Source organism: Tersicoccus solisilvae (assembly GCF_014643255.1).
Classification (GTDB): domain Bacteria; phylum Actinomycetota; class Actinomycetes; order Actinomycetales; family Micrococcaceae; genus Tersicoccus; species Tersicoccus solisilvae.
On the sequence record NZ_BMJI01000007.1, the window covers coordinates 113,886 to 131,954 of the forward strand.

General features: G+C 71.6%; 14 protein-coding genes and 1 tRNA gene. 5 read left to right on the forward strand and 10 right to left on the reverse strand.

Features of this window, described 5'->3' with window-relative positions; genetic code table 11:
* Positions 1–6: 6 nt before the first annotated feature.
* The 8 genes from IEX22_RS08100 to IEX22_RS08135 all read right to left on the reverse strand — a co-directional run bounded on the left by IEX22_RS08100 (position 7) and on the right by IEX22_RS08135 (position 7,892).
* Positions 7–933: an ABC transporter ATP-binding protein gene (locus tag IEX22_RS08100; RefSeq protein ID WP_188667829.1), complete on the reverse strand. Its 927-nt coding sequence runs from the start codon at positions 931–933 to the stop codon at positions 7–9.
* On the reverse strand, positions 920–1,834 hold the full coding sequence (locus tag IEX22_RS08105; protein WP_188667830.1) for an ABC transporter permease: 915 nt from the start codon (positions 1,832–1,834) through the stop codon (positions 920–922). The genes IEX22_RS08100 and IEX22_RS08105 overlap by 14 nt, the downstream gene beginning before the upstream one ends.
* Positions 1,831–3,603: a glycosyltransferase gene (locus tag IEX22_RS08110; RefSeq protein WP_188667831.1), complete on the reverse strand. Its 1,773-nt coding sequence runs from the start codon at positions 3,601–3,603 to the stop codon at positions 1,831–1,833. Before IEX22_RS08110 ends, IEX22_RS08105 begins: the two co-directional genes overlap by 4 nt.
* Positions 3,600–4,934 (reverse strand): glycosyltransferase family 4 protein, encoded by a 1,335-nt coding sequence (locus IEX22_RS08115; protein ID WP_188667832.1) that lies wholly within the window; start codon positions 4,932–4,934, stop codon positions 3,600–3,602. The genes IEX22_RS08110 and IEX22_RS08115 overlap by 4 nt, the downstream gene beginning before the upstream one ends.
* Positions 4,935–4,937: 3 nt before the next feature.
* Positions 4,938–5,636, reverse strand: coding sequence for a hypothetical protein (locus IEX22_RS08120; protein ID WP_188667833.1), 699 nt, complete (start codon positions 5,634–5,636; stop codon positions 4,938–4,940).
* Positions 5,629–6,699 (reverse strand): LCP family protein, encoded by a 1,071-nt coding sequence (locus IEX22_RS08125; protein WP_229659867.1) that lies wholly within the window; start codon positions 6,697–6,699, stop codon positions 5,629–5,631. Before IEX22_RS08125 ends, IEX22_RS08120 begins: the two co-directional genes overlap by 8 nt.
* 135 nt (positions 6,700–6,834) lie before the next feature.
* Positions 6,835–6,908 (reverse strand) — tRNA-Thr (locus IEX22_RS08130).
* Between the two features lie 90 nt (positions 6,909–6,998).
* Positions 6,999–7,892 carry a DsbA family protein gene (locus tag IEX22_RS08135; RefSeq protein ID WP_188667834.1) on the reverse strand — a complete coding sequence of 298 codons (894 nt, stop codon included), beginning with the start codon at positions 7,890–7,892 and terminating at the stop codon, positions 6,999–7,001.
* Positions 7,893–8,052: 160 nt separating this feature from the next.
* Between IEX22_RS08135 and otsA the strand changes: the two genes are divergently transcribed.
* The 4 genes from otsA (at position 8,053) to IEX22_RS08155 (ending at position 13,149) form a co-directional block, all read left to right on the forward strand.
* Entirely contained in the window at positions 8,053–9,489 is a 1,437-nt protein-coding gene (gene otsA, locus IEX22_RS08140; protein WP_188667835.1) for an alpha,alpha-trehalose-phosphate synthase (UDP-forming), read from the forward strand.
* A gap of 1 nt (position 9,490) precedes the next feature.
* Positions 9,491–10,312: a trehalose-phosphatase gene (otsB, locus tag IEX22_RS08145; RefSeq protein ID WP_188667836.1), complete on the forward strand. Its 822-nt coding sequence runs from the start codon at positions 9,491–9,493 to the stop codon at positions 10,310–10,312.
* Positions 10,313–10,515: 203 nt separating this feature from the next.
* Entirely contained in the window at positions 10,516–11,649 is a 1,134-nt protein-coding gene (locus IEX22_RS08150; protein WP_188667837.1) for an ABC transporter ATP-binding protein, read from the forward strand.
* Between the two features lie 81 nt (positions 11,650–11,730).
* Entirely contained in the window at positions 11,731–13,149 is a 1,419-nt protein-coding gene (locus tag IEX22_RS08155) for a DUF4032 domain-containing protein (RefSeq protein WP_188667838.1), read from the forward strand.
* Positions 13,150–13,283: 134 nt separating this feature from the next.
* Here IEX22_RS08155 and IEX22_RS08160 read toward each other — a convergent pair whose 3' ends face one another.
* On the reverse strand, positions 13,284–14,585 hold the full coding sequence (locus IEX22_RS08160; RefSeq protein ID WP_188667839.1) for an alpha-amylase family glycosyl hydrolase: 1,302 nt from the start codon (positions 14,583–14,585) through the stop codon (positions 13,284–13,286).
* A 167-nt stretch (positions 14,586–14,752) separates the two neighbouring features.
* Between IEX22_RS08160 and IEX22_RS08165 the strand changes: the two genes are divergently transcribed.
* Complete coding sequence (locus IEX22_RS08165) at positions 14,753–16,246, forward strand: sugar porter family MFS transporter (RefSeq protein WP_188667840.1); 1,494 nt, start codon at positions 14,753–14,755, stop codon at positions 16,244–16,246.
* Between the two features lie 567 nt (positions 16,247–16,813).
* Here IEX22_RS08165 and IEX22_RS08170 read toward each other — a convergent pair.
* On the reverse strand, positions 16,814–17,902 hold the full coding sequence (locus tag IEX22_RS08170) for a permease (RefSeq protein WP_229659868.1): 1,089 nt from the start codon (positions 17,900–17,902) through the stop codon (positions 16,814–16,816).
* Positions 17,903–18,069 lie beyond the last annotated feature (167 nt).

Genomic DNA, 18,069 nt, shown 5'->3' on the forward strand with positions numbered 1-18,069 from the left:
CCGGGCTCACCGCCCGCCTCGGCGTGGTGGCGGTGTCGCCGTGACGGTCGGCATCACGAGGTCGCGCCGGGCATCGGAGCGGATCCGTTCGGCCGTCTCGGGCTCGTCCTGTGCCAGGGCACGGGCGAAGGCGACATAGGCCTGCGTGACGACCCCGGGCTCGCCGTCCATGATCAGATCGCCCTGGTCGAGCCAGACCACCCGGGTGCACATCTCCCGGACGGTCGGGATGCTGTGGCTGACCAGCAGCACGCAGCCGGCCTGGGCGCGCAGTTCGTCCATCCGAGCCTTGCTCCGGTCGCCGAACTGCGCGTCCCCGGTGTTCAGCGCCTCGTCGACGATCAGGATCTCCGGGTTGACGCTGGTGGCGATCGCGAACTGCAACCGCGAGGCCATGCCCGAGGAATACGTCTCCAGCGGGCGGTAGATGGCCGAGTCCAGGCCGGAGAGATCGACGACCGCGTCGTACCGCTCCTCCACCTCCTGGCGGCTCAGGCCCATGGCGAGCCCCCCGAGGATGATGTTCTGCTCGCCCGAGAGGGTCGGCATCAGCGCGGCGTTCACCCCGAGCATCACCGGCGTGCTGCTCGCGTGCACGGACCCGGTGGTGGGGCGTTCGCGGCCGCTGATCATGCGCATCAGGGTGCTCTTGCCGGAGCCGTTGCGGCCGATCACGCCGACGGCTTCCCCGTGGTCGACCACCAGGGAGAGCTCGTTGACCGCCGGGACGGTCACGGTGCTGCCGCGGGTCGGGCGGCGGCGGATCGAGCGGCGGCCGTGCCGCGCCTCTGCCGCGGCGCTTCCTCCCGTGGCACGCACCCGGTACCGGCGGCTCACGCGGTCGACGACGAGCAGCGGCGCTGCCGCCGTCCCGGTCGCGGAGACCGCCGTGCCGGGCGCGGTGCTGGGGGCACCGGCGTCAGTCGCGGGCATAGGACTCCTCCCCCTGCCAGATCAGGACGACGCCCACGACGAGTGCACCGACCGCCCAGGCGCTCAGGATCGTCCAGTTGTGCCAGGACGGGAGCTGCCCGTACAGCAGGCCGTCGCGCACGATCTCCATCGCGCAGTACACCGGGTTGGCCTTCATCACGGCCTGGATGTCGGGGTGGGTGACGTAGCGGTCGATCGAGAAGAAGGTGCCCGAGGTGTACATCCACGCGCGCACCACGAACGGCAGGAGCCGGCTGACGTCCGGGATCCAGGCGATGAGCCGGGCCAGGATCAGGCCGATCCCGAGATTGAAGCACCACTGCAGCACGAGGACCGGCAGCAGGAAGATCCAGCGCCACGTGATCGGCTCGGCCGGCGCGGTGAGGACGACGATCAGCAGCATCGCCAGCACCACCGGCACGTCGGCGATGGCCGCACGCACCGCGGCCCCGACCGGCAGCGCCGCTCGCGGGAACGTGAACGCACCGATCAGGGCCTTGCCCTTGAGCAGGGAGCGGGCGATGGTGGTGATGGAACCCGAGCTGATCTGGAACAGGAACACGCCGATCACCAGGTACCCGATGAAGTTCGGGATGCCTCGGCTCGTTTGCAGCAGCAGCCCGAACACCAGGTAGAACGTGAGCCCGTTGAACAGGGGCGTCAGGATGAGCCAGGCGCTGCCGAGGAGGTCCTGCCGGGTGCCCCTGCGCACCTGGGCGTGGGCGTCGTACGCGATGAAGTGCCGGTAGCCCCAGAGCGTGCGCAGGTAGGCGATCAGGCCGGGCCGGGCCCCGACCCGGGGCAGGGCACGGGGGTCGAACGCGACCGCTGCGGCCGCGTGCTCCGCGGCGGGCTCGGTGGGTCGCGTCGACGCCGTGGGTTCCACCCGGGTCGAACTCACGTGGTGGTTCCTCTCGCTCGTTCATAGGCGGCGGCCAGCGCCGCCGCGTTCGCGGCCCACGTCCGGTGGGTCAGGACGTGGTCTCGGCCGGCGGCGCCCATCCGTTCACGGGATCCGGCGTCGGCCAGCAGCGCGGCCAGGCCGCCGGCGAGCGCGTCCGGGTCCTCCGGAGGCACCAGCCGGCCGGTGACGCCGTCCTCGACGATCTCCCGCAGGGCCGGGAGGTCGCTGGCCACGACCGGCCGGGCACTGGCCAGGGCCTCCACGGGTTTGAGCGGGGTCACCACTCGGGTGACCGCCCGGTCCTTGCGGGGGACGACGAACACGTCGAGCGCCTGGTGGTACAGCGCCGCCCGCTCGCGCGGGACTCGTCCGGTGAAGATGGCCCGGTCGCCGATCCCCGCCGCCTCCGCCGCCCGGCGCAGCGCCGGTTCGGCGGCGCCGGAGCCGACGATCATCAATCGTACCGTGGGGTGGGACGGCGCCAGCAGCGCGACGGCGTGGACCAGGTCGTCGAGCCCCTCGTAGTCGACCAGGCTGCTCACGGTGCCCACGATCGGGCCGTCGTCGGGCAGCCCCAGCCGCTCCCGAGCGGCGGCGGGCGTGAGCGGCGGGGCCAGGTAGGCCTCCCCCACCGCGTTGGGCGTCAGGACGATCCGATCCTCCGGCACTCCGGCGGCCAGGATCGGGTCCCGCATCGCCCGGCCCAGGGTGACCACCAGGTCCGCGGAGCGCATCAGGTCCGCCTCGCGGGCCTGGAACAGCCGGTACCGCTCGCTCGCGCGGGCCTCGGCCGGCCGGGTCGAGGCCCAGGTGTCGGCGAGCTGGCCGCGCACCTCGTACACGAAGGGCACCCCGAGGGACCGGGCCACCGCGCGCGCCACGATTCCGTTCGTGAAGTCCGTGGTGCCGTGCACGACCGACGGCCGGAACCGGCGTCCGACGTCGAGCAGCAACTCGGCCTGCTGCTGCAACCGGTCCCGACCGGTCGGCGCCAACCGCGCCGGCAGCAGCCGCCGGTAGGTGATCCCGTCGACGACGTCGGCGTCGCGCGCGAGGACCCGACCCACCTGCACGGGATAGCCCAGGCGGGTGACGGCGAGCGGATCGAGACCGTGGTCCCGCTGGGCCAGCAGGATCGAGTGGGACCGTTGGGCGTACCCGCTGCCGGTGTGGGGCAGGGAGTTGATCAGCACGTGCAGGACGCGGCCGTCGACGGCGACGGCGGGACGCTCCGGCAGCGTGGGCGTCCAGCCGGAGAAGACGTCGAGTTCGGCTCGCATCCGCGTCGCGAGGCGTGCGGCCGGCCGGCCGGCCGCCTCCAGCTGCGCCACGGCCCCCGTCATGTCCCCGGCGTACCACTGGTGCCGCGCGACGGTCCGCGCACGCGCGGCACCGGGTGGCGCCGCGGCGATCAGCGCCTCGGCCGGCTCGACGCGTCCGGCGGCGATGGCGATCTCCGCGGCCCAACGGCGCGTCGTCCGGGCACGGCGGCCCGGACGCGGGGCGGCCTCGACGGCGACGGCCAGCCGCCGATCCAGGTCGGCATCCTGCCCGGCCACCAGGGCTGCGGCGAGAACCACCGGCGACGTGGACTCCGGGGCCGCGTGCCGCAGGATGCGCCGGGCGACCCGACCGGTCACGGCGACCGGGAGCCGGCGGGAGACCAGCAGGGCGAAGAGGGCGGGATCCTCCCGCAGGTGACGGGTGATGGTCGTCGCGGCCACCACCGCGTTGCGCGGCAGCGCCGACGGGGCTCGCGGACTCATGCGGCCGGCGTGTCGGCGTCCGTGCGCCGGTCCCCCGACGCCGTGGCGCCGGCAACCGATCCGCCGGGCTCCCCGGTGGGACCGGCCGGGATCGGTTCCCCGTCGACCAGCGCGCGGAGCACGCGGGCGTAGCGGTCGGCCAGGTGACGGTGGTCGGCGTGCTCGGCGACCCAGCGCCGGCCGCCGCCGGTGGTGAGCAGCAGCGCGCGGTCCGCGGCCAGCCGCCGCCACAGGGCGGCGATCGCCTCGGGGTCCGATGCCACGACGTTCCCGGCACCGGCGTCCCGGACGATGCGCTCGGCCTCGCCCCGCACCACCGCGGTGACGTGCCGGCCGATGGCGAGCACCTCGTAGGTCTTGGACGGAACCGTGGTCTCGAACGACTTCCAGTCGTCGCGCAGGGAGACGATGCAGGTATCGGCCGCGGTGTACTGCTCGAGCACCGCGGGACCGTGGACGGACTCATGGAAGACCACGGGGGCGTTCAGTTCCCGGGCGAGCTCGATCAGGGCCGGTCGCTGGACGCCGTGGCCCACCAGGTGCAGCTCCATCGCCTCGCCCACGAGTGCGCTCGCGCGGACCAGCACGTCCAGTCGCTGGCTCTCGCCGTGGTTGCCGAGGTAGAGGGCGCGCAGCGGCCCGGGGGCCGTGCCCACCGGTGGCAGCGCGGGAACGCGGGAGAGGTCGAGTCCGTTGCTGATGGTCACGACCGGGTCGACCCCGCGGTCGCGGAGGGTCTGGGCGAAACCGGCGGTGACGGCGACGACGAGGTCGGCACGGGCCTGCACGTACTCGACGACCCGTTCGATCAGGCTCTTCGCCGTGCCCTTCACCAGGCGCGCGTCCCGAGCCAGGTCCGGCCAGGCGTCCCGCATCTCGACCACGAGCGGCACGCGGCGCAGCCGCGCGAGCAGGTAGCCGGCGAGCAGGATGGGCAGGCTCGGTGCGGTCACGACGAGCGCGTCCGGCCGGGGCGTGAGCAGGCCGACCGGCACGGACAGCGCGGCGGAGACCAGCTGATCGATCAGGCGAGCCGCATGGGCAGTGCCGCGGTGCGGGATGTAGGGCACCCGGTGCACGCGCTCACCGTGGGGGCCCTGCTGCGGCCGGAGGAGGCGACCCGCCTGGTCGCGGGGCAACCGGCGGCGGCCCTCCGGGAAGTGCGCGACGGGGGCGACGACGTCGACGTCCCACCCGCGGCCGCGGAACGCGGTGATCAGCCCCTGCCACCGGCGTTGCGGGGGGCTGTGCTCGGGCCAGTACGAGTGGCACAGCAGCTGCAGTCGCAGGGGCGCGTCCGGTGGCGCGGGCCGGCGGGCACGGAGTCGCATCGGTCAGCCGCGCCTCGTGCCGCGGCGGCCGCCCCGGCGCAGCAGCCGGAAGTACACGACGCCGAGGGCGAGCAGCACCAGGACGGTCACGGTCTGGGTGATCGGCCCGCTCTCGGCCGGCGTCGATTCCGCGGCCGCCGCGACCGCGACCGTCGGCGTGCTCGTCGGGCGCGCGGCCACGACGGCCCGGGTGACGGTCGTCGTGGGCTTCGGTGCGACCGTGCGCGTCGGCGTCGGTTTCGGCGTGGGTGTCGGCGTGGGCGTGGGCGTCGGGGTCGGCGTCGGGGCCGCCGGCTCGATCAGCTGACCGGTGGCCGGATCGATCAACAGGCCCGAGGCCGGATCGATCAGGTACCCCGTGGCCGGGTCGATCTGGTAGCCGGTGGCCGGGTCGATCTGCCGGCCGGTGACCGGGTCGACGGCGGGGTCCGGTTCCTGGGGCACGGGTTCCGGTTCCGCGGGCTGGACGGGCTGCTGCGGGACGGGCTGCTGCGGGACGGGGGCCTGCGGAAGGGGTTGCTGCTGGACGGGCTGCCCGGCGGGGTCGGTCACGTCCGTCGGACCCGGCGTGACCGGTGCCGGCACGGTCGGGTCCGGGGGGACGGCCGAGGCCGGCGAGGAGCCGATCGGCAGCAGCAGGGCGGTCGCGACCACGACCGGTGCCAGCCGCGCCGACAGCCGTCGCCGGCCCTGCTCACTCACCGGAACCCCGGGAGCTCAGCCAGTCGGCGACGGTGTCGTTCTTCAGGGCGGTGCCGACGGCCTTGATCGCGGCCGTGTCCGCCAGCACGATCGACTGGCCGTCCGCCGACGTGCCCGTGCCCTTGGTGGGCAGGGTGAAGGACTGGACGTCGCTGGCGCGAACCCCGTTGAGGGAAAGCGCGAGCGAGGCCATCGTCCCGGAGTCGAGGGTGGTGTCCACGCTGACGTAGGGCGAGACCTTGTCGACCAGGTCGCTGACCTTGACCGGGTTGGTCAGGGTGCCGGCGCTGAGCACCTGGGAGAGGACGGCCTTGACGAAGATCTGCTGGTCCTTCACCCGTTGGAAGTCGCCGTCCGTGAACGCCTTGCGCTCCCGGACGAAGGCCAGCGCGGCGTCCCCGTCCAGGGTCTGCTTGCCCTGCGCGAAGGTGTGGGTCTTGGTGGAGAACGCGATGGGGACGTTGACGGTGACGCCCCCGAGGGCGTCGGTCGCGGCCTTGAAGCCCTCGAAGTCGATCAGCGCGATGTGGTCCAGCCGGGTGCCGAAGAGCTGCTCCAGGGTCTCCGCCGCGAGCGGGATGCCGCCCTCCGCCATCGCGGCGTTGATCTTGGCCGTGCCGTGGCCGGGAATGTCCACCCACAGGTCCCGCATCACGGACATCAGGTAGACGTGCTTCCGGTCGGCCGGGATGTGGACCCAGATCATGGTGTCCGAACGCTGATCGGACGCGGTCCCGGACGACGCCTCGGACGCGGTGGCGCCGCGGCTGTCGCTGCCGAGCAGGAGGATGTTGGTGGCACCGGCGGCCTCGGCCGCCGCCGAGGGCCGCGAGCTCTCGGCCGGGAACGCCTGCTCGATCTTCTGCGTCTTGGTGTCGAAGGACCGGCCCAGATTCACGAGGTAGATGCCGACGACGAGAGCGACGACGAGCACCAGGGCGACGAGCGCCAGGCCGATGCGTTTCGCCAGCTTCCGACGAGACGACCGCGGCGTCGCGGCGTCGCCGTCGTCGGGCTTCGTCTCACCGGACTCGTGGCCCAGCAGATCGTCGTCGAGACCCACAGCGCATTCCCCTCAGCTCCCCAGCAGCAACCCTTGATTGTTGCACCACTGGATCCAATCGGCCGAAACGGCCGCACGGTCAGGCGACGCCCACCGCCGACGCGGCGGACCGGTTCATCCCGTGCCGCGCTCCAGAGCCCCCTGCCGGATTCGAACCGGCGACCCTCTGTTTACAAGACAGATGCTCTGGCCAACTGAGCTAAGGGGGCGAGGCCGGGCGCACCCGCGGATGCGCCCGGCGAGGGCCGTATCAGGCTAGCCGACGGCGCCGCCGCGCAGACCCGCGGGGCACCGGCGGCTCACTTACGGACGTCGATGATCTTCTGCGCGAACTCGGTGAAGTCGCCCGAGTTGCTCCAGCGCTGACCGTCGACGAACACCGTCGGGGTGCCGGTCACCCCGTCGGCGCGGCCCTGATCGGTGACGTACTTGACGAAGGGCCGGTAGGTGCCGTCGTCGATGCAGCCGCCGACGTCGGACGCCCCGGCGCCGCTGGCGATCTCCTTCAGCTTGTCGTTGGACAGACCCTCGCCGCCCTCCTCGGGCTGCTGCTCGTAGGCGCTGGTGAGGAAGGCCTGCAGCTTCGTGGGGGCCGAATTGGCCACGCAGTACGCCGCGTTGGCCCCGCGCGAGGAGTAATTGGTGGTCGAGGCCGAACCGTCGAGCAGGCCGGTCAACCGGTACTCGACGGTCGCCTTGCCGTCCTTCATCCACGTGTCCAGCTGGTCCGCGTACGTCGCCTCGAAGTTCTTGCAGACCGGGCACGCGAGGTCGACGGCGATGACGATCTGCGCCGGCTTGCCGGCGGCCGCCTTCTCGACACCGTGCGGCACCGGCTGGGCGGCTCCGCTGACGCTGGCGCTGGCGGTCGGCGACTGCGTGTCCTTGACGTTCACCTCGCCGGAGGCGGGCGACGCCGCCAGCTCGTTCGGCTTGGTCAGGGTCACGCCGCCCCAGGCGTTGGTGTTCGCCGGGCGCGGCCCGGAATCCGCCACCTGACCGCGGATTCCGTTGGCCACGATGAAGCCGATGACGACCGCGATCACGGCGACCGCCGCCACGATCCCCCAGATGGTGAACATCCGGTTCCGGCGTTCACGCTTGCGCTGCTGTTCCCGGATCACCCGGGCCCGCTCGCGCGCGGCCGACTGGCGCTGGGCTTTGGTCTGGCGGGGTTCGTTCTGCGGACTCATGCATCCTCGCGAATCGGGCGACAACACGGCGCTGGGCCGACGGACACCTCATTCTAGGCAGCCACCCTGAACGCCCGCCGACGCCAAGTAAGCTGAGGAACAGACCATTCCCTCCTCATCCGCGTCGCCCGTGCGGCCCGGGAAAGGACGTGCCCGCGTCATGGCCGACACCACCTCCGACCCCGGACCCACGCCGTACGGGGACTACGACTTCATCGTCGTCTCCAACCGGCTCGCCGTGGACCGGGTGGTGGTCGACGGGCAGTCCGACTGGCGGCGGTCGCCCGGCGGCCTCGTCACCGCGCTGGCCCCGGTGATGGAGCACGCCGACGGCGCGTGGGTCGGCTGGCACGGCGCGGCGGGCGAACCGCTGGACGAGTTCGACCACAGCGGGATGCACCTGGTGCCCGTCGAGCTCTCCGCCCGCGAGGTCGAGCTGTACTACGAGGGGTTCGCCAACGCGACGCTGTGGCCGCTCTACCACGACGTGATCGCGCCGCCGGAGTTCCACCGCACGTGGTGGGACGCGTACCGCCGCGTCAACCGGCGCTTCGCCGAGGCCTCCGCGATGGCCGCCGCCGAGGGCGCGACGGTGTGGGTGCAGGACTACCAGTTGCAGCTCGTGCCCGCGATGCTGCGTCAGCTGCGGCCGGACCTGAGGATCGGGTTCTTCAACCACATCCCGTTCCCCCCGCTGGAGATCTACGCGCAACTGCCCTGGCGTCAGCAGGTGCTCGAGGGGCTGGCCGGCGCGGACCTGATCGGATTCCAGCGGCCGGGCGACGCGCAGAACTTCACCCGCTGCGTGCGGCGCTTCCTCGGCGCGGCGAGCCGGCAGGGCGTCTTCACCATGACGGACGAGAACGGCGCGGAACGCCGCGTGGAGGCGCGCTCCTTCCCCATCTCCATCGACTCCCGGCACATCGCCGAGTTGGCGCGCGACGAGGAGATCATCGAGCGGTCCCGGCAGATCCGGCACGAGCTCGGCGACCCGACCACACTGCTGCTCGGCGTGGACCGGCTCGACTACACGAAGGGCATCCCCGAGCGGCTCAAGGCGTTCGGCGAGCTGCTCGAGGATCACCGGGTCAGTGTCGAGGACTGCACACTGGTGCAGGTGGCCAGCCCGAGCCGCGAGCGCGTCGAGCACTACAAGACCCTCCGGGACGAGGTCGAGTCCACCGTCGGGCGGATCAACGGCACCTACGACACCCTGGAGAAGACGGCGATCCGCTACCTGCACCAGAGCTACCCGGTGGAGGAGATGGTCGCCCTCTACCTGGCCGCCGACGTGCTGCTGGTCACCGCGCTGCGCGACGGGATGAACCTGGTGGCCAAGGAGTACGTGGCGGCCCGGACCCGCAACGACGGGGTGCTCGTGCTCAGCGAGTTCACCGGGGCGGCCGAGCAGTTGCGGCAGGCCCTGCTGGTGAACACGCACGACATCGACGGCGTGAAGAACGCCATCGTGCGCGCCATCCACATGGAGCCGCGGGAGACCGCACGCCGGATGCGGGCGATGCGCAAGCAGGTGCTCGAGCACGACGTCAAGCGCTGGTCCTCCGACTTCCTCTCCGCGCTGCAGGAGCGCCGCTGACATGCCGGACGATCCTCGCCTCCAGCACGCCCTGGAACGGCTGGCCTTCACCCCCACCCTGCTGGTCTGCATGGACTTCGACGGCACACTTGCCCCGTTGACCGATCGCGCCGGCGACGCGCGGGCACTGCCCGCCGCCGGCGAGGCGCTCACCGGGCTGAGCCGGCTGGCGCAGACCCGGACCGCGCTCGTGTCCGGCCGGGCCCTGGCCTCGCTGCGCGAGGTGGCCCGCCCCGACGAGCACACGCTGCTGGTCGCCAGCCACGGCGCCGAGACCTGGCTCGGCCCCGATGCGGCCCCGCTCGAGCTCGACGACGAGCAGCGCCGGCTCCTCCGGGAGGTGACGGACGCCGTCACGCGGGTGGTCGACGCGCACCCGGGAACGGAGCTGGAGCGGAAGCCGGCCGGCGTCGTGCTGCACACCCGCCGGGCCGATCCCGCGGTCGGGGATGCCGCCACCGCTCAGGCGCTGCGCGCCCTGGAGACGATCGCGGGGGTGCACGTCATGCGCGGCAAGATGGTCGTCGAGGCGTCCGTGGTGTCCGCGTCCAAGGGCGACGGGCTGGCGGTCCTGCGGGAGCTCACGGGCGCCACCGGCATCCTCTTCGCGGGCGACGACGTCACGGACGAGACCGCGTTCGCGGCGCTGGCCCCCGGGGACGTCGGCGTGAAGGTCGGCGACGGGCAGACCGCCGCCGCGTATCGGGTGGCCGGGCCGGAGCAGGTCGCCGCGCTGCTCGCCCAGATGCTGCGGCTGCGCCGCGAGGCGCTCGAGACGCCGCCCCTGGACCGGGAGGGCGTCGGCCCCAGCATGGACGAGTGATCCGGCCGCCGGGCCGGCCGCGGACGTGTCCCCCCGCTGCCCGGAAGCGCTTCCGGCTGCTGTGACATAATGGCTCCCGGGAGCGTGAACCACGTCACAGTGCCGCCTCGTCCGGCGGCATCGTGGCAGGTCAGCGCGTCCCGGCAGTCCCGCTCACCACGGATCGTCCGGCACGTACCTGCCGGTGAAGGGAAGACACGATCATGGCCACGGTCAAGTTCGACAACACCACCCGCATCTACCCGGGCTCCGACAAGCCCTCGGTGGACAAGCTCAACCTCGACATCGCCGACGGCGAGTTCCTCGTCCTCGTCGGCCCCTCCGGCTGCGGCAAGTCCACGTCGCTGCGCATGCTCGCCGGCCTGGAGGACATCAACTACGGCAAGATCTGGATCGGCGACAAGGATGTCACCGACGTCCCCCCGAAGGACCGGGATATCGCCATGGTGTTCCAGAACTACGCCCTCTACCCCCACATGACCGTGGCCGACAACATGGGCTTCGCCCTGAAGATCGCGGGCGTGGACAAGGAGGAGCGGATGCGGCGCGTCCGCGAGGCCGCCAAGCTGCTCGACCTCGAGCAGTACCTGGACCGCAAGCCGAAGGCCCTCTCGGGCGGCCAGCGCCAGCGCGTCGCGATGGGCCGGGCGATCGTCCGCAGCCCGCAGGTGTTCCTCATGGACGAGCCGCTCTCCAACCTCGACGCCAAGCTGCGCGTGCAGACCCGCACCCAGATCGCGTCCCTGACCCGCCGGCTGGGCGTCACCACGGTGTACGTGACCCACGACCAGGTCGAGGCCATGACCATGGGTGACCGGGTCGCGGTGCTCAAGGACGGGCTGCTCCAGCAGGTCGACACCCCGCGCAACCTCTACGACCACCCGAACAACGTGTTCGTCGCCGGGTTCATCGGCTCGCCGGCCATGAACCTGATCGAGCTGCCCGCGGTCGACGGCGGCGTCAAGTTCGGTGACACCGTCTACCCGGTGCCGCGGGACATTCTGCAGGAGGCGGCGGGCAACACCGTGACCCTCGGCGTCCGGCCGGAGGACCTGGAGATGGTCGGCCCGGGCGAGGGCCTGGCCGTCGAGGCCGACGTCGTCGAGGAGCTCGGCGCCGACGCCTACGTCTACGGGCACACCACCATCAACGACCGCGAGCACACCATCACGGCGCGCGCCGACGGCCGGCGCCCACCGCGGGCCGGGCAGACCGTGCACGTGCGCCCGCAGTCCGGCCATGTGCACCTGTTCGACACCAGGACGGGGCTGCGTCTGGGCGACGGCGGCTCCCCGGAGGGCACGCCGCAGGCCAGCCTGTCCGACGTCGTCGAGTGACCGCACCGGTGCGGTCGTGACCCTCCTCCCGGTCACGACCGCACGAACGGTCGGACTACACCGCTGTCAGGAGGCAGACGCATGACTGGACCCGCCGGAACCCCCGCACCCGCCGAGGGCGACGGCGGGTCCGCTGCGTCCGACCCCGCGGCCGCGGCCTGGGAGGAACCCCAGGAGTGGTCGGCCGGGGGCCGGTTGCCGCGCACCAGCGACGACCGGGGGCGCAGTCCCGCCGGAGCGGCCCGCCGCGGGCCGGCCTCGCTGAACATCACGGCCGCCGCCACCGTCCCGGAGCTGCTGGACCTGCCGTGGGACGTCCCGCTGGAGGAATGGCCCGAACGCAACCTGGCGTCCCTGCCGCGCGGCATCTCCCGGCACGTGGTGCGCTTCGCCCACCTGGCCGGCGCCGTCGTCGCCGTCAAGGAGACCAGCGACCACATCGCCCGGCACGAGTTCCACATCCTGCGCCGACTGCAGCGCCTCGACGTCCCCTGCGTCGAGCCCGTCGCGATCGTCAGCAATCGTCGCGACGCCGACGGCGAGGAGCTGGCCACGGCGCTCGTCACCCGGCACCTGAAGTTCTCACTCCCCTACCGGGCCCTGTTCTCCCAGCAACTGCGGCCCGACACCCTGACCCGGCTGATCGACGCCCTGGCGCTGCTGCTGGTGCGGCTCCACCTCGTCGGGTTCTACTGGGGCGACGTGTCCCTCTCCAACACCCTGTTCCGACGGGACGCCGGGTCCTTCGCCGCGTACCTGGTCGACGCGGAGACCGGGGAGATCTACCCCGGCCTCTCCGCCGGGCAGCGGGAGTACGACCTGGAGATCGCCCGCGTCAACATCGCCGGCGAACTGATGGACCTGATGGAGGGCGGTCTGGTCGACGCCGTCGACCCGATCGAGACCAGCGAGCGGATCATGGACTCGTACCGGCGGCTCTGGTCGGAGCTGCTGGACATCGAGTCCTTCCAGGCCACCGACAAGTGGCGGGTCGCGGAGCGGATCCGGCGCCTGAACGACCTCGGGTTCGACGTCGAGGAGTACTCGATCACCACCAGCCCCGAGGGCACGTCGTTCCTGCTGCAGCCCAAGGTCGTGGATGCCGGCCATCACGCGCGGCGGCTGCTGCGCCTCACCGGCCTGGATGTGCAGGAGAACCAGGCGCGACGGTTGCTCAACGACATGGACAGCTTCCGCGCGGCGACGTGCCCGGACCTGGACGAGGACTACGCGGCGCATCAGTGGCTGCAGCAGGTTTTCGAACCCATCGTCCGGTCGATCCCCCGCGACCTGGCGGGCAAGCTGGAGCCGCCCGAGGTGGTGCACGAGGTGCTGGAGCACCGCTGGTACATGTCCGAGCGGCAGCAGCGGTTCATCCCGCTCTCCGAGGCGGTCACCTCCTACATGGAGGACATCCTGCGGCACCGCCGCGACGAGGCGAACATCCTCCTCAACCCGGACACCCGCACCCTCGCGGTGCTGAGCACCGAGGACGACTGACCGGTCGTCCTCGGTGCGCGACGGCGGCGGGAGCGGCCGGAACGGGCCCGGACACGCACACGGCCGGCACCCCCCAGAGGTGCCGGCCGACGATAGATCGTATCATTACTGACCAGTTCGATCCGTCACGGATCTCAGTCCGCCGCGGATCCGGGGCCGAGCGCGGCGACCTGCCAGCCGTGCGCGGCGATCGTGCCCGGGGTGCGGCTGCCGTCGGAGGCGGCGAGGACCTGCCCCGTCGGCACCGTCCGCGGCTCGTCCGCCAGGTTCAGGCCCAGCCGCAGCCGGGCGCCGTCCACGGTGGCGCCGAGTTCGAGCCACGCGTTCTCGACCGCGACGACCTCGATCTCGGCCGTCTGGAGACCGGGGTGGCGACGCCGCACCGAGATCAGCTCCTGCACCCGGTGATAGGTGTCCCAGCCGTGCAGGGCGTCGCCGTCGCGGGGGAACGGCGGGCGGATCTCGTCGTCGCCGCCGAGCCGCTCCTCCTTCACCCCCGCGAAGGACTGCTCGTCGCCGTAGTAGATGCTGGGCACGCCCGGCAGGAAGAACAGCAGGGCCTGCGCATGATCCCGGTGCTCGGGGCGCTCGATGCGGCTGGCCAGGCGCGTGACGTCGTGGTTGCCCAGGAACGTCAGCGGCAGGAACCGGCGGCAGAACTGCGCGTGCCGGCCCAGGGCGTGGTCCAGCTCGAAGAAGTTGACGTCGTTGATCGAACTCCAGATCGCCTTCCACAGCTCGTACTGCGTGACCGAGTCCAGGCCGGAGGCGTCGACGTAGTCGGCGTACTCGCCGTGGATCATCTCCCCCACCGCCCAGAACTCGGGGTGCGCTTGCCGCGGCGCGGCCAGTGCCCGGGCCCAGAACTCGGCCGGGACGGCGTACGCGGCGTCGAGCCGCCAGCCGTCCACCCCACGGTCGAGCCAATGGGTCATGACGTCGCTGACGTAGTCGACGACGGCGGGGTGCTCGTGGTTGAGGGCGACCAGCCCCTCGTGACCCTCGAAGGTCTCCGGCTCGCGACGGCCGTCGACGTCGTGCCAGCGGAACCAGGCGGCGGCGTCGGATTCCGGCCCGTTGGCCTCGGCTCGCTGCAGCATGCTGAAGTCACGGCCGACGTGGTTGAACACCCCGTCCAGCAGCACCTTGATGCCGCGCGCGTGCGCCTGGTCGACCAGCCGGTCGAAGTCGGCGTCATCGCCCAGCCGCGGGTCGACGGTGTAGTGGTCGATCGTGTCGTACCCGTGGGACGCCGAGAGGAAGATCGGGCCGAGCGCGAGCCCGTTGCAGCCCAGCTCGACGAGGTAGTCCAGCCAGCTCGTGAGGTCCGCGAGGCGATGGCGCACCGTCCCGCCCGCCTCGCGCAGGGTGTGTTCGGCCCCGGTGAAACCGAGCGGGTACACGTGCCACCAGATGGCGTGGTCGATCCAGCCCACAGTTGCTCCTCCCGTTCGGGCTCCCACTCTACGCAGCCGGCTCGCCGCCGCGGGGACCCACGGGCGTGCAGGTCAGCGCGTCGGAAGGCATCGCGCACCCCTCGGGTCAGGAGTAGGTTGGACCGCAGCCAACCAGCGATCAGGTTCCAACGACGGAGGCGGACACGGTGAGCCATTCCACGAACGACGACGGGGTCACCCCGGACCACTCCACCTACGGCTACCAGCCGGAGACCCACGCCGGCCGCGCGGTCATCATCTCCATCGCCGCGGCGGTGGGCGGGTTCCTCTTCGGTTTCGACAGTTCGGTCATCAACGGCGCCGTCGACGCGCTGGCCAAGGACTTCGAGCTCGCCGCCGCCCTGACCGGCGTCGTGGTGGCGATCGCGCTGATCGGCTCCGCGATCGGCGCCTGGTTCGCGGGACCGCTGGCGGACCGGTGGGGCCGCCTGCGGGTGATGTTCGTCGGCGCCATCCTGTTCCTCGTCTCCTCGCTGGGCTCCGGTTTCGCCTTCGCCGCCTGGGACCTGGCGATCTGGCGTCTGGTGGGCGGCATCGGCATCGGCATCGCGTCGGTGATCGGGCCGACCTACATCTCGGAGATCGCGCCGTCACGGCTGCGGGGCCGGCTGGCCTCGCTGCAGCAGATGGCCATCGTGCTCGGCATCTTCGTCGCCTTGCTCTCGGACGCCTGGCTGGCCACGTCCGCGGGCGGCGCCAGCTCGCCGCTGTGGGCGGGCCTGGACGCGTGGCGGTGGATGTTCCTCGTCGGCGTCGTGCCGTCGGTGATCTACGGGGTGATGGCGCTGAGCATCCCGGAGTCGCCGCGGTTCCTCGTCAGCCGGGGGCGGGACGCGAAGGCCGCGTCGGTGCTGCAGGAGGTGCTCGGCGAGAACCGTGAGCAGGCCGAGCGCCGGGTCGCGGCGATCCGTGACTCCGTGCACCGCGAGACGAAGCCGTCGTATCGCGACGTGCGGGACAAGAAGTACTTCCTGCTGCCGATCGTGTGGACGGGCATCCTGCTGGCGGTGTTCCAGCAGTTCGTCGGCATCAACGTCATCTTCTACTACTCGACGTCGCTGTGGAGCTCCGTCGGATTCGACGAGAGCTTCTCCTTCACCGCGTCGGTCATCACCTCCGTGATCAACGTGCTCGTCACCATCATCGCGATCGCTCTCGTCGACCGGATCGGGCGCCGTGTGCTGCTCCTGGTCGGCTCCCTCGGGATGGCGGTGTGCCTGGCGGTGATGGCGATGGGCTTCGGCACGGCGTCCCTGGTGGACGGGGCGCTGCAGCTCGCGCCGGGCTGGGGTCAGCTCACCCTGATCGCGGCCAACGCGTTCGTGGTGTTCTTCGGGGCCACCTGGGGACCCGTGATGTGGGTGCTCCTCGGCGAGATGTTCCCGAACAGCATCCGTGGGTACGCGATGGCGATCGCCACCGCGGCGAACTGGATCGCGAACTGGCTGGTGACGCTGAGCTTCCCGGTACTGCGGGACCTCTCCCTCTCCCTCACGTACGGCATGTACGCGTTCTTCGCCCTGCTCTCCTTCTTCTTCGTGTTCTTCCGCATTCCGGAGACGAAGGGCATGGAGCTCGAGGACATGACGACGGACTTCAAGGTCCAGCGACGCCGGAAGGCCGGTGCCGAGGCCCGCTGACCAGGCGAGGCCGCGTCAATGCTGAGCGCCTTGCGACCGGACGGTTGGGTGACCCGAAAGCCCGAGCCTGAAGATCTCCAGGCTACGGTCGATGGGTGTCAATCGGCCGAGACGGCCTTGCCGGCGGCGCCGGTGTTAGGTGGCTTCGATCAAGGTCACGATCGCGATCTGTGGTTGCTGGCGGGTGGCCCACCGTTGTCGGTCCAGGACGGACCCGGCGCCGCAGTTCCCGGGTCTCGGTCGCCTCGGCTTTCGTCGTGCCGGGCTTGTCGCCGTCCTCGATGTCGGCTTGGCGCATCCAGTTCGTCAGACAGGACTCTTCAGCTCCCGAAGTCCGTGGCGATCTGGGCGAGCTTCTGGCCGGACTCACGGTTCCGGGCGACACGGACAACGTCGTCCCGGAATTCCTGCGGGAGCGGGCATGGTGCACATCTTTCCCTGCAACGTCATACAAGGCTCTGGCGCATTGTCTACCGAGTGCGGCGACATGCTCGCCTTGAATCGATTCGCGTCAAGGCGTTTCGCGAATGCTCCGGTCGTGAGTAGCGCCGGTCCAGTGGGCGGCGCTCAGCCCAGCGCGAGCAGGAGTCCTCCGGCCGTCACCCCGCCGGCGACGACCACGAGCGTGGTCGGGAGCAGCGCCCGCCAGCCGAAGCTGCGCGCGACCATCACCAGGGAGGGCAGGCTGAGGGCCGGGAGAGTGATGAGCAGGACGCCGGCCACTCCCATGCTCGCACCGGCCGCGACGAGGCCCACGATGACGGGAATCTCCCCGCCGGTCGGGATCACCAGAATCGCACCGACCACGCCGACGACGAGCAGCGCCAGGGGACCCCCGGCGGCGCCCAGGCCTGCCCAGTCCGAGAGCCAGCCACTCAGCAGCCCGGTGAGGAACACCAGGACCAGGTACTCGGGCACGATGATCCCCACGTACCGCGCGAGCGTCACCGCGAAGCGGCGGAGCAGCGCGGCGACCGACGTGGGTCCGACCTCGTCGGTGACCATCGGCCGAACGCCGGTGTCGGGAGCCCAACGGGCCGCGAGCACCGCGGCGAGGAGAACGACCGCTGCCCCCACACCCGCACGCACGGCCACGAACGGCCAGGGCAGCGTCAACGCGAGGAACAGGAACACCGCCGGGTTGAGGAGAGGGTTGCCGAGCCAGTACGCCACAGCAGCACCGACCGGCACCCCGCGGCGGCGCAGACTCGAAGCCACCGGAGCCGTGCAGCAGGAGCACATCATCGTCGGCAGGGCGAGCACACCGCCCGCCACCCCCTGGGCCAACCGGCTGCGACGCGCGAGCAGGCGGACGAGCCAATGCCGGGGAACGAGGGACTCCAGCGCGGCGCCCACGGTGATCCCGACGACCGCAGCGGGCCAGACGGCCGCGGCATAGGCACCCGTGAAGCGCAGCGCGCCGGTGAGCGACGGCGCGCTGCCGGCACCGACGAAGATGGACGACCCGGACCAGGTGTGCGTGCCGGCCAGCGTCGACGCGCGGCCGGCATAGGGCACCCACTTCGCCCAGGCGAAGCCAGCGAGGACCACCACCGCGAGCACACCGAGTCCGACGACGGCGACCCGCCGGCGGCGGTCACCTGCGGCTCCGGTCGAGGCGGGAAGCGCTTGCCCGGACGGCACCTGGCTGCTCACCGTCGCATGATACCGATTGGGTGGTTGGGTTGGTTGGTGGTTGTTAAATGCCGAATGCCTCGGACCGGTGGTCCTCCGTCGTTGGAGGGACCTGGTCCGAGGCATTCGGTTACGGGTTGTCCGGCGGTGTCCTACTCTCCCACACCCTCACGAGTGCAGTACCATCG